At 43.2% G+C, this 15,837-nt stretch carries 12 protein-coding genes, 2 tRNA genes and 1 riboswitch; of the genes, 10 read left to right on the top strand and 4 right to left on the bottom strand.

Annotated elements, in window-relative coordinates:
* Positions 1 to 9 precede the first annotated feature (9 nt).
* Both FO440_RS03490 and FO440_RS03485 read left to right on the top strand, forming a co-directional pair.
* Positions 10 to 669: a DUF5011 domain-containing protein gene (locus FO440_RS03490; RefSeq protein WP_144246833.1), complete on the top strand. Its 660-nt coding sequence runs from the start codon at positions 10 to 12 to the stop codon at positions 667 to 669.
* 8 nt (positions 670 to 677) lie between these two features.
* Positions 678 to 1,190 (top strand): lipid-binding protein, encoded by a 513-nt coding sequence (locus FO440_RS03485; protein ID WP_144246832.1) that lies wholly within the window; start codon positions 678 to 680, stop codon positions 1,188 to 1,190.
* A 68-nt stretch (positions 1,191 to 1,258) separates the two neighbouring features.
* On the opposite strand, the gene FO440_RS03480 is transcribed toward FO440_RS03485, so the two are convergent.
* Positions 1,259 to 2,179: a S66 peptidase family protein gene (locus FO440_RS03480; RefSeq protein WP_144246831.1), complete on the bottom strand. Its 921-nt coding sequence runs from the start codon at positions 2,177 to 2,179 to the stop codon at positions 1,259 to 1,261.
* An 86-nt stretch (positions 2,180 to 2,265) separates the two neighbouring features.
* Here FO440_RS03480 and metG point away from each other — a divergent pair, with 86 nt between their 5' ends.
* The 3 genes from metG (at position 2,266) to FO440_RS03465 (ending at position 5,743) form a co-directional block, all read left to right on the top strand.
* The gene (gene metG / locus FO440_RS03475) at positions 2,266 to 4,335 is read left to right on the top strand and encodes a methionine--tRNA ligase (RefSeq protein WP_144246830.1); all 2,070 of its coding nucleotides are present in this window, start codon (positions 2,266 to 2,268) and stop codon (positions 4,333 to 4,335) included.
* Between the two features lie 122 nt (positions 4,336 to 4,457).
* Positions 4,458 to 4,529, top strand: a tRNA-Arg gene (locus FO440_RS03470).
* A 170-nt stretch (positions 4,530 to 4,699) separates the two neighbouring features.
* Positions 4,700 to 5,743 (top strand): aldo/keto reductase, encoded by a 1,044-nt coding sequence (locus FO440_RS03465; protein WP_144246829.1) that lies wholly within the window; start codon positions 4,700 to 4,702, stop codon positions 5,741 to 5,743.
* A 208-nt stretch (positions 5,744 to 5,951) separates the two neighbouring features.
* Here the strand turns inward: FO440_RS03465 and FO440_RS03460 are convergent, their stop codons facing one another.
* Complete coding sequence (locus FO440_RS03460) at positions 5,952 to 6,896, bottom strand: PIG-L family deacetylase (RefSeq protein WP_144246828.1); 945 nt, start codon at positions 6,894 to 6,896, stop codon at positions 5,952 to 5,954.
* 261 nt (positions 6,897 to 7,157) lie between these two features.
* Positions 7,158 to 7,266: riboswitch (SAM riboswitch) on the top strand.
* 56 nt (positions 7,267 to 7,322) lie between these two features.
* Here FO440_RS03460 and FO440_RS03455 point away from each other — a divergent pair.
* Both FO440_RS03455 and FO440_RS03450 read left to right on the top strand, forming a co-directional pair.
* On the top strand, positions 7,323 to 8,453 hold the full coding sequence (locus tag FO440_RS03455; RefSeq protein ID WP_144246827.1) for a cysteine desulfurase family protein: 1,131 nt from the start codon (positions 7,323 to 7,325) through the stop codon (positions 8,451 to 8,453).
* 7 nt (positions 8,454 to 8,460) lie between these two features.
* Positions 8,461 to 8,532 (top strand) — tRNA-Cys (locus tag FO440_RS03450).
* Positions 8,533 to 8,569: 37 nt separating this feature from the next.
* Here the strand turns inward: FO440_RS03450 and FO440_RS03445 are convergent.
* Complete coding sequence (locus FO440_RS03445; RefSeq protein ID WP_144246826.1) at positions 8,570 to 11,176, bottom strand: DUF5686 and carboxypeptidase-like regulatory domain-containing protein; 2,607 nt, start codon at positions 11,174 to 11,176, stop codon at positions 8,570 to 8,572.
* 13 nt (positions 11,177 to 11,189) lie between these two features.
* Positions 11,190 to 12,272: an MBL fold metallo-hydrolase gene (locus tag FO440_RS03440; protein ID WP_144246825.1), complete on the bottom strand. Its 1,083-nt coding sequence runs from the start codon at positions 12,270 to 12,272 to the stop codon at positions 11,190 to 11,192.
* A 177-nt stretch (positions 12,273 to 12,449) separates the two neighbouring features.
* Here FO440_RS03440 and FO440_RS03435 point away from each other — a divergent pair, with 177 nt between their 5' ends.
* The 3 genes from FO440_RS03435 to FO440_RS03425 all read left to right on the top strand — a co-directional run bounded on the left by FO440_RS03435 (position 12,450) and on the right by FO440_RS03425 (position 15,803).
* Positions 12,450 to 13,865: a DUF3943 domain-containing protein gene (locus FO440_RS03435; RefSeq protein ID WP_144246824.1), complete on the top strand. Its 1,416-nt coding sequence runs from the start codon at positions 12,450 to 12,452 to the stop codon at positions 13,863 to 13,865.
* Between the two features lie 61 nt (positions 13,866 to 13,926).
* A complete protein-coding gene (locus tag FO440_RS03430) occupies positions 13,927 to 14,793 on the top strand; it encodes a metallophosphoesterase family protein (protein ID WP_144246823.1) in 867 nt (288 codons plus the stop codon).
* Positions 14,794 to 15,080: 287 nt separating this feature from the next.
* Positions 15,081 to 15,803 carry a hypothetical protein gene (locus FO440_RS03425; protein WP_144246822.1) on the top strand — a complete coding sequence of 241 codons (723 nt, stop codon included), beginning with the start codon at positions 15,081 to 15,083 and terminating at the stop codon, positions 15,801 to 15,803.
* The last annotated feature ends 34 nt before the right edge of the window (positions 15,804 to 15,837 follow it).

The following is a 15,837-nucleotide window of genomic DNA, read 5'->3' as shown; positions in this document are numbered from 1 at the left end:
AGAAAAATCATGAAAAAATATATAAAATATGTTGGATTGGTGCTTGCAGGGGTGTTATTATTCTCGTGCAAGAAAGACAATTTTAACTATAAAGATGGATATGTAGGTATATCTAAAATTACGCATTACCCAGACTTTACTATTACGGGCGGAGCAGATACATCAATAGTAGTAGGCGGAAGTTATACAGACCCCGGCGCAACTGCATTGCAAGGTACTTCGCCGCTTAAAGTTACAAGTAGCGGCAGTGTTGACCCAACTAAAGCAGGGTTATATACCATAACCTATTCTGCCACAAACGTAGATGGTTTTGCCGGTACGGCTACCAGGTATGTAGCAGTACTGCCTTCTGCAGAAGTAGCGGGTTCAAATATATCAGGTGCTTATACTTATAAAGCTGGCGGGGCAAGTCCTAATGCGACCATTACCAAAGTAGCTGCCGGATTCTATTATGCTTCAAATGTATATTCAGGTTCATTAACCATATCGGCTTATTTGATTTCTGTAGACGGTAAAAACATTATTATACCTTCGCAAAGTACAGCTTATGGCGAATTGGACGGTACAGGAGTACTTCTTGGATCAACTTCAGGTAGCGCGTTAAATTATACACTAAACTTGCCGGATCAGGGTATTACTGCCAGGTTACGTAATTGGTTAAAACAATAAAAATTAACATGATGAAAAAATTTAACATATATTCTTTACTAACGGCTGTATCAATTCTGTTAGTAATATCATTAGGTGCCTGTAAGAAGGACTATAAAAATGGCGGCACCAAAGTTGAAAAACTTGCCGGCGAATATTGGGTTCAGCTTGATGACGGAACAGGTTTCAGCGATGGTTATTATTCATTTAACTTATATAACACTGCAGCCAACAATGATTCATTATGGGTTGATGATAACGAATCAGTGCTAGGTTTAAAAGGGCGGGTACTTAGTAATCCATCTGCTTTAACTTTTTCCATTACAAATACACCTTGCCTGTACGATGACGGTATAACGACTTTTACTTTAACTGATGGTAAAGTTGTTCCAAACGGAACCACTGCTTCAGGTACAGGTGATAAGGCTGATGCAATATCATTTACATTGACTTATGACACTACTGACAAAGGCGTTGTTACGCATAATACAGTAAAAGCAAAAGGCTACAGGCGAACCGGATTTGCTCAGGATGATCATTAATCTCGGTTGATAAATAATAAAAATGCCCGGTGCAATTACTGCATTGGGCATTTTTTGTTAGCTATTAATTATTTGTAATTAATAGCTGTTACAGCTTTTAAAACCGAGAGATTAAGTGTTCGCCCTAAAATCAAACTACAATTATCTGGCAAATGCCCCGCCGGGAAATCAAAACAAACAGGGTAGTTATAATCTTTTACCACATCCATAATAATTTCAGACACGGTTTGCCCAAATGGGATGTCGTTGTCTTTTATATCGGTAAAGCCACCCACAATTAGCCCGGCCAGGTGTTTTAGTTTACCTGCCCTGTCGAGGGTACGGATCATACGGTCGACAGCATATAGGTATTCGCCTACATCTTCAATAAACAAGATCTTACCGTCATAATTAAAATCGGATACAGAACATAATGACGCAATTAACAGGCTTAGGTTACCGCCTATTAATACGCCCTCGCCTTTGCCGGTGCGGTTCAGGTGGTTTGGATTAATAGTATAAGTTATTTCATTACCAAACAAGGCATCTTTAAGCGTCTGCAATGACCTGGCTGAAGCATCAGGAATATTGACCGGCATTTGACCGTGAATGGTTTGTAAATTATAGTTGTTGTATAAGTGCGCGTGCAGCAAGGTAATATCGCTAAACCCGATGAGCCATTTCTGGTTAGTTTTTAACCGGCTGAAATCGACTTTATCTATCATCCGGATAGTACCGTAACCACCGCGGGCGGCAATAATGGCCTTTATTCTGTCGTCATCAATAAAGCGTTGCATATCGCGGGCGCGCAATTCGTCGTCGCCTGCAAACTGGTGATAGCCGGCGTTAACAGTTTCGCCCAAAACAACTTCAAACTCCCATGATTCAAGTAGCGCTATGGCATCTGTCATAGGTTTAGGTAATTTCTTGGCCGGGCAGGTAATGGCTATCTTATCGCCAGGTTTTAAATGTGGCGGTTGTATGGCAGATGAGTGATCAGCTTTATGCATATTCAATATTATAAAAACTTTCTGACTTTACGCTTTACCTGCTTCCCGACTTTATAAGCAAATAGCTTATCTTTGCCAAATCCATTATGTCACAACTCAATAAATTTAAAAGATATACCATTACGTCGGCTTTGCCTTATGCCAACGGCCCGCTACACATAGGCCATTTAGCCGGGGCGTATTTACCTGCCGATATTTTTGTGCGGTACCTGCGCCTTAAAAAGCAAGATGTAGTTTACATCTGCGGCTCTGACGAGCACGGCGCGGCTATCACTATTAAAGCTAAAAAAGAGGGGACCACTCCGCAGGCCATCATTGATAAATACCATAACCAGATAAAGAGCAGTTTTGAAGAGTTTGGGATAGCATTTGATATTTATCACCGTACGTCATCACCTATTCATCATGACCTGTCGCAGGAGTTTTTCCTGAACCTGTATGAGAAGGATGAGTTTATAGAGCGTTTCTCTGAACAATATTACGACGAGGATTTTAACCAGTTCCTTGCCGATAGATACATTACAGGCACATGCCCGAATTGCAGCAATCCGAGCGCCTATGGCGATCAGTGTGAGCGTTGTGGTACATCATTGAATCCAACGGACCTGATCAATCCGATATCTACCTTAAGCGGCAAATCGCCGGTTTTAAGGCCAACCAAGCACTGGTATTTGCCTTTGGATAAATATCAGCCATGGCTTGAACAATGGATAGATGAAAAAGAAGGCAGTTGGAAGGTAAATGTTTTTGGCCAGTGCAAATCATGGCTAAAATCAGGCCTGCAACCACGCTCAATGACCCGCGACCTGGATTGGGGCATCGATGTGCCGTTAGAAGAAGCAAAAGGTAAAAAGCTTTACGTATGGATGGATGCACCGATAGGTTATATATCGGCCACCAAACAGTGGGCGCTTGATAACGGTAAGGACTGGAAACTATACTGGAAGAAACAAGAGAACGAGGCTGACGATACCTGCCTGATCCATTTTATTGGTAAGGATAATATTGTTTTCCACTGTATTACTTTCCCTTCTATTCTACATGCGCATGGCGAGTATGTTTTACCGCAAAACGTCCCTGCAAACGAGTTCTTGAATTTAGAAGGTGATAAACTATCAACGTCACGTAATCATGCTGTTTGGCTACATGAGTACCTTGAAGAGTTTCCGGGTAAGCAGGATGAGTTGCGTTATGTACTAACCTCGATATTGCCCGAAACCAGCGATAGCGAATTTACATGGAAAGATTACCAGGCCCGAGTAAATAATGAGCTGGTAGCCATACTGGGTAATTTTGTTAACCGCGTAATGATACTGATGCATAAGTTTTATGCCGGCAAGGTGGAGAGTGAAAGCGGTAAGATCCGATTGACAGACGGTTACCTGAACGATGAGTTAGGCATATTTTACGATAGCATTGAAAGCAGCCTGGAAAACTACCGTTTCAGGCAGGGCCTGCAGAGCGTGATGGATATTGCACGCTTGGGCAATAAATATCTGACTGAAAAAGAGCCTTGGAAATCTATTAAAACTGACCCGGAAGAAGCTAAAGACGCCTTACATAACTGCCTGTTCATAATTGCGCATTTGGCAACCTGCCTGCAGCCGTTTTTACCGGGCACTGCCAAAAAGATCTTCGGTATGGTAAACTTACCTGCAGAGCTTGACTTTGCGGCTGAAATAACCTTAGAAAACGGCCACCAGCTTAATGAACCGGCATTGCTGTTTGAAAAGGTAGAAGATAATGTAATTACGCAGCAAATAGAAAAGCTGAATAACAAAAAGCAAGACAACGCGGTAGTGGAAGAAATAACAATTACCCCGGCAAAGGATAATATCAACTACGAAAGCTTTGCCGCGATGGATATTCGTACCGGCACCATTTTAACTGCCGAAAAAGTTGCCAAAACAAAAAAACTGTTAAAACTTACCATTGATACCGGTATTGATCAACGTACCGTAGTATCGGGCATTGCAGAGTTTTATGAGCCCGAGGCCATTATAGGCCAAAAGGTAAGCATACTGGTTAACCTGGAACCGCGCGAAATAAAAGGTATCCTGTCGCAAGGCATGATACTAATGGCCGAGAACAGCGAAGGCAAGTTAAGCTTTGTAGCGCCAATTGACGATCTGCACAACGGATCGGTAGTGCGATAATGTTGATGTGCAGATATGCAAATATGGAGATGTGCAAATGGTTTTGACAACTCGCCGATAATTTGCACATTTGCACATAATTGAAAAATCGATCCCGATAACTATCGGGACGAAATCAGAATGGTCCCGTAGTTCAACGGATAGAATAGGAGTTTCCTAAACTCTAGATATGAGTTCGATTCTCGTCGGGACCACTTACACCTATCCATTTGAGTGGCATAGGAAAGATTATTGAAAAGCCTTTAGATGAAAATCTGGAGGCTTTTTTAGTAAATAAGGTTTGGCAGCCTTCAACAAATGACATCCGGGTGAAACGCCCTTGTAACCTGATCAATATCTTTGATTATCATCAACTATCAAAATTATGGAGTACAGACAAATGGGCGCATCCGGCTTTTACGTACCGGTATTGAGCTTTGGCACAGCCACTTTTGGCGGCGGTAATGAATTTTTTAAAGCCTGGGGCAATACGGATGTGACAGAGGCTAAACGCCTGGTTAATCTTTGCCTGGATGTCGGTGTTACTTTATTTGACACGGCCAATGTTTATTCGCGGGGCATCAGCGAAGAAATATTGGGCCAGGCAATAAAAGGCATACAAAATAAGGTACTGATCTCTACCAAAGCAACCTTCCCCATGAGCGATAACCCGAACGACGTAGGCTCATCACGGTATAATCTGGTTAAAGAATGCGAGAACAGCCTGCAACGCCTGGGTGTCGACCATATTGATATTTACCACATGCACGGATTTGACGGCAATACACCGGTAGAAGAAACATTGCATGCTTTGGACGACCTCATAACCGCAGGCAAGATCCGTTACATCGCTTGCTCCAACTTCTCCGGATGGCATTTAATGAAATCCTTGTCCGCTTCAGAACGTTATGGCTGGGCGCGATATGTTGCCCACCAGGCATATTACTCATTGCTTGACCGGGAGTTTGAATGGGAACTGATGCCGGTTGGTGTAGATCAAAAGGTAAGCACAATCGTTTGGAGTCCTTTATCTTCAGGCAGGCTTAGCGGAAAGTTCCGCCGGGGCGTGGAGTTGCCGCAAGACAACCGGATTAGCCAGGGTGGTTCCCATGGCCCTGCTACGGACTTTGAGCATTTATACAACATTGTGGATGCATTGGATGAAGTAGCCGAAGAAACCGGGAAAAGCGTTGCGCAGGTGGCCCTTAACTGGTTGCTGCAAAGACCAACCGTGATTAACCTGATCATTGGCGCGCGTAATGAAGAACAATTGAAACAGAACTTAGCTGCGGTAGGCTGGAACCTGACTCTTGACCAGGTAAAAAAACTGGATGCGGCCAGCAATCGCGACCCAATTTACCCGTACTGGCACCAGCGGCAAAATACCAAACTTAATCCCCTGCCTGATTTTTACGGTAAACTAAGCTAAAGCATTTTGATATAGGTAAATGATTCAAGCCCGTCCTTTGTGATGGGCTTTTGTTTGTAAATTATTCTTATTTCTTTGGGCTTATATTTCTTTGATATAAAAGTAAAGCCCCTGATGGGCAGGGGCATTTACTAACCAATATAAACCAATAGAAGAGAGCGAATTAATAGTTGTTAAATGTAACGCGGTGTTTCTTTATATGTTAAAATCATTTTTGCTGTAATTGTAAAGCCAGTGCCGGGTTAACCAACTTTGGCTCATCAGTTTTATAAGGCGATTGATTGAGCTTTGCGAATAAACTGTCCGCTTCATCTTTTTTGTTAACGGTATTGATGTTAAAGGACCAAAACTCTTCCAGGTCACCGTCATTCATTGTCATTTGTGTGGCTCCCTGGCTTTTATGTGCTGCCAGTTCCCAATTAGCAATGATCTTATAATTTATGCGGTTCAGATAACTGAAACTTACTGTGCGGTCTACCACGAATGATGGGAGTGAACTCGTAGTTTTAGTTAACGAATATCCTTTTAATGCACTGAATTTTCTGGCAGTATCACCCTTATCGTGCAGGGCCGCGCCGAAGATCAGCGGCCTGTTATCCGCAGGGAGTGCAGCAACTTCGTCTAATGCTAAAAGTGTAGCGGCTTTGTGTCCGCCATGGGTTTCAGCTTCAGGTAAAATGCAGAATACTTCATTATAATGATTGTGTAGTAGCAACTCATGCAATTGTTTTCTAACTTTTATTACCTGCCAGCTTGTATCTAAAGGCTCACGTTCATTAAGCGTGTAGTGGCTGTCAGACTGATCTGCAAAATAATAATTGGATATCCCAATTACTTTTCCTCCTTCATGTAATTCTTTTTTGCGGATTGTGGGCAGGCGTTTTTTTGCATCAGCGGCGGTAGTCAGTTTGCAACCATAATACTGTTCTGCCAAGGTCGAATATTTATAACCGGCCTCGCCGTTGGTGATCACAAATAGGTCAAGCGTGGCATGCTGCTCTTTAGCCAGTTTGTATAAAGTGACTGAGAATATACTTTCGTCATCAGGATGTGCTATTACTGCCAGGATGCGTTGACCGGGTTGTGCGAAAATATTCGCCGTGCTTAAAAGCATCAGCAGAAACAGTAAATAGCTTGATTTTTTATATTTCATATAAACAGAACTTAATGTGGTTTTGCACAAAACGTGCTTTGTGACAGGACAGGGGCGGTGATGAGCCTTATCGACAACAACAATAAGCCGGCACTTTCATAGTTGAAGTGGCTAACGGGGGCTGCTTAGAAATACTATTTTTCGACATCTTGTTAATGATAACACCACAAACGTAAAGCATAATTTTCTCTTTTCAAAAAAAATCTATAAATTCTATGGGAATTATAGATTAATTGTATATTTGCCCCAGTTCTTTAACAAAATTTATCCAGAAAGACCGAGGGAAAGGCCCTTTGACGTCTTGGCAACCTGTACTGTTAACTACATTAAAAGGTGCCAAATCCTGCTCTGTAAAAGAGAAAGATAAGCTAAATAAGAAGAGCCGCCGCATGGTGCTTTCTGGCAGAAACAGTAAAATAAAAAAGCATGAGTATCTATTTAGACAACGCGGCTACTACGCCACTGGATCCGGCTGTATTTACAGCAATGACCCCACATTTATTAGCTAATTTTGGCAACCCTTCGTCGCAACACCAGTATGGGCGTGAAGCAAAAGCTACACTTGAGCAATGCCGTAAAACCATTGCCGGCCTGATCGGGGCAGATGCAGAAGAGATCACTTTTACTTCAGGCGGAACAGAAGCCGATAACCTGGCTATCGTATCGGCAGTAACCTGCGAAAAAATTGATCATGTGATCACAACCGCGTTTGAACATCCTGCGGTGTTACAAACCTTAAAGTCGTTAAGTAAACAATATCATACCCGGATAAGCTACGTTAAGTACAATGAATTTGGCGATCTTGACCTTGATCACCTTGAATACTTACTACGCACCAATACCCGTAACCTGGTTACCATTATGCACGCCAATAATGAGGTAGGTAATCTTAATGATATAAACGCAATAAGCCGGCTTTGCGAAAAATATCAGGCAGTGTTTCATACAGACGCTGTGCAGACCACGGGCCATGTAGCGTTTGATCTTTCAGGCTTGAACATTCATTACCTGGCTGCATCAGCGCATAAATTTCATGGCCCCAAAGGCGTTGGCTTTTTGTATTGTAGAAAAGGGGCACATTTAGCCCGGTTGATCCATGGCGGCGGTCAGGAAAAACAAGTACGGGCGGGAACAGAAAACCTGGCCGGAATTGTTGGCATGACCAAAGCGCTGAAGCTTGCTTATGCTGAACGCGATACCCACCAGCAACACATACAACAACTTAAAAATAAATTGATCAGCAATCTGGTTAGCCTGGTACCCCAGGTACAATTTAACGGCCGCTCAGCATCGCTTGATAAGAGCATTTACACCGTATTAAGTGCAAGTTTTGCCAGCGGTGGCATTAATTTAATTAACTACCTGGATACAGAAGGCATTGCGGTGTCTGGTGGCAGCGCGTGTTGTACGGGGGCTGCATCTTCAGTTTTACAGGCTTTGGGGACTGATCCCAAAAGGACAACTATCCGGTTCTCTTTCTCACGGTTTAATACCATGGAAGATATAGACCAGGTTATAGAAAAGCTGGCCGTGATATACCAGGTTGTAGCCGCTTAAACAATAAGGTGGAGTGGCCGAGTGGTTAGGCGGAAGTCTGCAAAACTTCTAACGGCGGTTCGATCCCGCCCTCACACCTCATGAAAAAACACATCCGCGCAGCCCCTCCCCATCATCTAAAACTCAGGTTGAAAGCTAAACTTCACCCCATATGCCGAAGCGCCGGGATGGTCCAGGTAGTTGAAGCGCCTGATCACATCCACTCTTAAAAAGTGAAGGATATTGCCTATCCCAACGCCAGCTTCAACGTAGGGGGTGCTTCCTAACGCGTAGGTGCCATAAGCACCGTTGGTAGCAGGCGGCAGGCGGTACAGGCCGTTAGTCAGTTCGGGATTATTTTCCGCACGCAGCCCACCGTATAGTATTTTTGCAGATATAAACTCCTTCCATTTAAGGTGCTGTATCAGCGGGATTTTATTCAGCAAAAAGCCATTGAAAGTATGTGTGAAATTGATCCCCGCGTAATGGTCGCTCACAAATTCGAGGTAGTTCATCTGGTTGTAGGCATCCCGGTTATAAGCAAATGATTGATTGGCCGGACTAATATTAAGCAGCGGGAACGGCAGCTTACCCTGCACGTATCCACCAATAACGGTCACATCGGCAAAGCCGAGCTGCGAAAAATAGAACCGTTTATAAATATTCAGACCGGCATCCGTATAGGTGTAAGCGCCATTCATAAATCCCTTGAGACCGCGGTTAAGCTGAAAATCAAAGATGGGATATTTATTGTGGATGCTATGCCGCTCTTCAGTACCCTGGATAATCTGTTCGTGCGGGGCGTAGCGCAAGTGCAGGTCTATTTCGCTGGTGGTAAGATTGTTCACAAGCGTCCCGGCAGCATCATTCATTTGGTAAACCAATTGCGCAGCCGGCGACTGGTTCCAGTTTTTAAAGGTGATGTTATATGAAAAATGATTCTCAAAATCCTTTACATATTTTACTTGGAAAATGCCGCTGTATAGCCAGTAGTTGGTTTTGCCTGTTTGAAAAGATGAGAAAGCGGCCTGCTTGTTAGTGATCGAAAAAGTATGCCCAGGCACATCTACATCATACAAATAACTCAGGCTGAAATAATCATTCGGGAAACGATATGGCGCGGTTTTGTTTAAAGCGATATAGGTAATGGCATCAACTTTAGCTTTTTTATCTTTTGTGCCGATGGCTGCATAGCCTTGGAAATAAAATGTACTGTCCAATTTTGGTGTTGAACGTGCGCCACCCTCAAAGCGCAGGCCTTCCTGGCTATTGAATGAAAAAAACTGGCCGATAGGCCCTATCTGCACCGGCCCGGAATCGGCATAACCGCCGGTAAGTGTTGACAGCCACCACATGGTACGTTTGTAGGATGGCATTTGTTCCAGTTTGTGCAAATTGCTGTAAACCCGCGCCTGTTGTTTGCTTAAGGTATCGGTACGATGGCTTGACCAATAAGCCGTATCTGTTTTGCCGCCATGCAGTGCAACCTGTAGTGATTTACCGTTATAAAAAGCTTCGGATTGTGGGGTGTCAAGTTTATAGTTACTGTAGGACACCGTGCGCTGGCCGATAACGCCCCAGCCCTTTGTCTTCGAAAGGCCAAAATCGGCTTTTACATCGCTGCGGGCCAACTGGTACCTGCCGTTTGCCTGTTGGGTAAAATTCAGCATGATATTAAGGCTGCGCAAAAAACTAACGTTGATCTGCTTATTCACATCCATTTGGCAGGCGGTAACGGCATAATGCCCGTCAAGCGTTACGGTTAGTTTACCCTCAAAAAGCAGGTCGCCTTTGGTGCGGGGTACGAATGATACTTCAACCTGTTTTCCTGTAGGTGTGCTTATGGTATCCGTAATAAAAAACTTGTAATAATTGGGCGAATGATCAGCAATGGGGCTCAAAAACTGGTTGGAGATGATAAAAATGTTATTCTCATAAATATCCAGGTTATTGCCATACAGCTGGTTTAAATAAACATTTACCCCGGCAGTGTCAACAAACTTAATAATGTTAATCCCTTTTTCAGCGTGGAGTATCTGTATGGTCTTTTCAGGCTGCTTGCGGTAATATACTTCCGATAGCTTTTCGGTCAGCAATGCTGGTAGCAAAGTTTGTTTGTTACCATTCGCATCAACCATGGTATCCAGCATGAATTGATACTTTTTGAAAAAATTGCCGTTAATAAATTTTTGCGGCAGGTTAAAAAAAGAAAGGCCTATCCGCTCGTATTGGTCGTATTGCAGGTATGCGGCGCTTTCCATGCGGTTCTCATTTTTATGATTGATGATCTGCTGAATGAGTGAAACTGCCGGGTTATCCTTATTGCGGTATTTTTGTTTTTTAGATGTGATCAGCACTTCTTTAAGTTGGTTTTGGTTATTGTGCATACTGATATGCAAATCGTTAACCTGGCCAGGCTTTACAGTCTTTACCACGGCCTGGTAGCCGATACGCGAAAACGTTACTTTTGCAAAAGCGCCGGGTCTGCTAAAGTTAAATTTCCCTGCCGAGTCTGTGACCAGCGCGTTAGCACTGCCTTCAGGTCTTACATTAACGTAGATGAGCGGCTTGCCGGTTACGGGATCTGTAACCTGGCCTTTAATGGTAGTAACGGTATCGGCTTTTTGAGCGGCGGTGCTTAAGCTAAATAAAAGCAGGTAAATACAGCCGGCCCATTTTAAAGGAACGCTCTTTAAAATTTGTAAACCCTTATGAATATCGTTATAAAACAAAATAGTAACCATTAACTCAACATTATTAAAAATCCCACCAAACTTTCTGCTTTGGCGGGTCACCTAAGGTATAAGGTTCGCCAATCTGCGGAACGTTTACCGGAATACCCAGCTTTTCGGCGGCAGGCAACAGTTTTTCTATAGGTTCGTTCCACGGCTGGTCGGCCTCAACAAACTTGGCCCAGTGAATAGGTTGTAGCATCCGGGCATTCAGGTCGACGGCGGCCTGTGCAGCCTGCCCCAGCCATAGGTGTGTCCAGGGCCAGTTGGGGCTGTATTGCCCGCATTCCAGCAATGCCAGATCAAAGGGGCCGTACTGCTTTCCAATTTGCTTAAAATAGGTGCCATAGCCACCATCGCCGCCATAAAATAGCCTGTAATTGCCGGCTTGTATTACATATGATGCCCAGAGTGTTTTGTTTTCGTTGCTGTAAGACCTGTTGCTGCGATGCTGTGTCTCGGTAGCTGTGATCTGCAGCCCGCCATTCAGCGTGACAGACCGGTTCCAGTTTAACTCGATGATCTTTTTAGGGTCAAAGCCCCAGTATACCAGGTCTGAGCCAACGCCCATAGGCACAACAGCCATTTTAATCTGGCTTTTTAATTTTTTAAGCGTACGGTAATCCAGGTGATCATAATGGTCATGCGATATGATCAGCACATCTATGGGTGGCATATCCGGCGAGTGATAATTGGTAGTGCCGGGGAATGCCTCAACCAAACCCGGTACCGGCCCGGCGTGATTACTAAAAACAGGATCGATCAGGATATTACCCTGCCCGGTTTTTATCAGCAATGATGAATGCCCAAACCAAACAATAGTAGGCGCAGGAGCCGCCAGTTTTTTCAGATCGGTTTCAACCCAAGGCAGCGCATGCGAGGGCCTGACCGTTTTAGGGCGCTTATGAAGAAAAAGCCAGCGGTTGTGCTTATTTGCCGAATTAGAACTTTCTGCCAGGTTTTCAAAACTGCCATTTTTGTAATTAGGTAGCGTGTCAAGCCGTGCAAGTTCCTCGCCCCTGGGGTTTCTGCCCAGTTGTTTTACCAGGCTACAGCCGGCAATAAGTAATAACGCGGATACCCCAACCCACAAGCAATGTTTTATCATAAGTTCCTTAGCATGGATTTAACAGGGGAAATCGGTGATTGTTTCTCTTGGTTATACGTTATGAGTCGGATTTATGCTACTTGTATCTATTGATTTTTGCTAAAAACCAAATTAATTAATGAATGTTCAATAATTACTTAACATCTAATAGCCGCTCATGATATACCTGTACACAAAATGACTTTACATACCCCGAAAAAATCTTTACTTATACCAAATTTGATATTTGTATTCCTGGTAACTTATTCATTTGTTTCGTCAGCGCAAACACAGATCCGCATTATCGAGAAGACGGTGAAGGACAGCTCACGTGTTATCCTTCCTGATACTTCGCTTACGAAGAAAAGATTTGGCCATGCCGCGCTACAGTTTGGCCTGGCCGAAATAATGCCCCAGCTTCTTGACCAATTTGTAACCAAGAAAGATTACGCCCAGATATCGTTTAAAACGGTTGGCCATAACCTGAACCCGGGCAGCTGGCAGTTTGATAATGACCCGCTTCAGACCAATCAGTTTGGACACCCTTACCATGGCAGCTACTTTTTTAACTCGTTCCGTACAAACGGTTATAATTTCTGGCAGTCGGCCACTGCAAGTTTTGCAGGCAGTTATATCTGGGAAACCTATGCCGAAAACCAGCCGCCTGCGCCAAATGATTTTATTAATACCGGCTTTGGCGGGGCCGTTTTAGGCGAGATGACCTATCGCTTATCAAACAGGATCATCAACAATCAACTTGTTGGATTTAAAAGGCAGGTTAATGAAGTATTTGGGGCATTGGTTGACCCTATGAACGGGCTTTCACGGATACTTGACGGCAAATGGGGTAAGTTAGCGCCAAACACATCGCTAAGAGATTCCACAAAAATAATGGCCGAATTTAATGGCGGGATAAGGAATATCCAACTAAATAACCAGTGGCATAGTGGCTGGTATGGCCACGTAAAGATTTATTACGGCGATCCTTATGAAGATTATCAAACTCCGTTCAGTAATATATTGATCAATACCGAGATAGGTAAGGACGACAGTACCAAGGTAAATGTGATCAGTGTTTACGGTTCACTGGCAGGTTGGGAGATCCAGTCGACAGAAAAAGTAGAACACTTGGCTGTATTGTCTGCCAATTATGATTATATCCGTAACGTGGCTTTCTTTTACAGCGGCCAAAGTGTGCGTATAAACCTTTTATCAGAGTATGATATCTCAAAAAAATGCATCATCAACACTACATTCGGCATGGGGCCTATCATACTTGGTGCCGCGCCCGATAAATACATCACGCCAAACGGCAGGGATTATGATTACACCATGGGCCTGGGCATTAATGGCAGCGCGGCTATTAATTTAGCCGGTAAAGTGTTTTTCAACCTGAATTACAGGGGAGGATGGCTGTCTACCATAAATGGTAATGCTTCCCATTATTTTCTGCACACAGTATCGGGCGAGTTAAGTTACATGTTTGTAAAAGGCCTTTCCATATGCGGCGAGCCTGGTTATTATTCTTTATCGGGCAGATACCGGCATTACCCGGATATTTTTAAAAACTATCCGTATTTTAAAGGGTCTTTAAAATATTCGGTAAATCTTTAAAAGCAAAATGAAATTTCCCTGCCGGTTATTCCTTGTTCTTGTGTGCTGTTCGCAGTTGCTCATGGCGCAAAGTAAAAAGCCGGTCATTGCATTTGCCAGCGATACCCAAGAACCAATGTGGGTAGAAAAACTGTTGCTTAAACCCAATCATAATCTTCTGGCCACAAAAATGATCTTTACCGATGTGGACAGCCTGCGGCCAAAAGCGCTCTTTATTTTGGGCGACGTTGTTTCGCTTGGAAAAAGTAAATATAGCTGGAAAAATATCGACAAGTATATAGCCCGTACGACCAAAGATTCCATACCCGTTTATGCCACACTGGGCAATCACGAAGTGATGTTTAATGCCCGGCGTGGAACCCTTAATTTTATAAAGCGCTTCCCCGATTATGATCCTAAGGGCTATATGAAGGTAGTTGATTCGATTGCTGTGGTACTGGTTAATTCCAACTTTGCAGCCATGTCTTCCGCTGAAATAACCAGCCAAAACAACTGGTACCAGGCCGAACTTAGCAGGCTGGATAATGACCCGGCTATAAAAATGATTGTTGTTGGTTGCCACCATTCGCCGTACACCAATAGCTCCATTGTACAGCCCTCTGAAAATGTACGGAAATATTTCGTGCCGCCGTTTATCAAGTCAAAAAAAGCGGTGCTGTTCCTGTCAGGTCATTCCCATAATTTCGAGCAATTCAACGTGTTGGGAAAAGATTTCCTGGTGATAGGTGGTGGAGGCGGCCTCCATCAGCCATTAAAGGCGAATAACGAGCAAATGCATGACCTTTCGCCGAATTATAAACCGGCTTTTCATTATTTACAAATTAGCAGGGATGGTAATGATCTGAACGTCCTATCGCGACGCCTCAAAGCAGATTTTTCAGGATTTGATGATGGATTGACTTTTCTCATTAAAGCTGCAGGCCAATAATTTTGAACTTTTAAAACTAATGCTGCTTGCCCTCAATTGGTTAGCGATTGTCGGCTCATGCTTAATAATACCGCAACAGCCTGTTAATTAATAGTAAATGGAGATTGTTAAATAAAAACATCTTGAAGACAACTGTTTGACTGTTATGGAGATAATTAGCGCCTCGTTATTCCTTAAAGCTATAATTTAAAAAATAAATCAGGTATAGATTATGATTTTGTAAATTTTAAAAAGGGTTGTAATCTCCTGACTTTTTGTATTATATTGTTGTGCCAATTACCTTCACAATGAGTTTAACCTTTACTATAATCTTGTTTTTTTTCGGAGCCGGAGTGATTACTGTCGCCTTTATCAGGGACTGGTACAATAAAAAAAAGTGGGGTTGGTACAAAACCCTGCTGATAACGGGATTTATTGCTTTATCCGGCGGAGGGGTTTATGACCTGGCAAAAGGGTACCTTGATGAAATCGCCGATAACGCCGCGATGCAGGAAAGTGCCAGCGCAGCCCGTAAAACTAATGCGAAAACTGATACAGTCACACAGGACAAACGCCCGGCATTATTTTCTTCACTAGGGTTATGGACGGTGCCAAATACGCCTAACCCGGTAATTTCAAAAACAGCAAAAGGCGATTCTGTCAAAGTAACTTATGAATTAGCCAACTATGGTAATACATCAGCCTTTCATATCCATGACGAAACCATTTACGGGCACTTAAAGCATAAAAAAGTATATATAGATTCGTCAATTCCACCCTTAGATACTGATAGCACACTGGTTATAAATCCGTTAGGGAAAACAAAACTATTGCAGGCGGCGGCTTTAAAACATAAAGGGTTTATATCGCGTAATTCTTTTGTTTGTATCCGGGTGAATTATGCTGACAGCGTAAAGTCGGGCAGCAAATTTATAAAGATATTCTACATCACATCAAATCCGCTAAGTCTGCATGAAGTATCAGACGCAGACTACACAATAATTGAAACTGCTTTAAAAAAAGAGCAATAGGGTTAGTAAAGATCTGTTAACTTCTTTTACACTA

This window comes from Mucilaginibacter corticis, from assembly GCF_007558865.1.
In the GTDB taxonomy this organism is placed as follows: domain Bacteria; phylum Bacteroidota; class Bacteroidia; order Sphingobacteriales; family Sphingobacteriaceae; genus Mucilaginibacter; species Mucilaginibacter corticis.
This window is presented reverse-complemented; position numbering and strand designations above follow the sequence as displayed.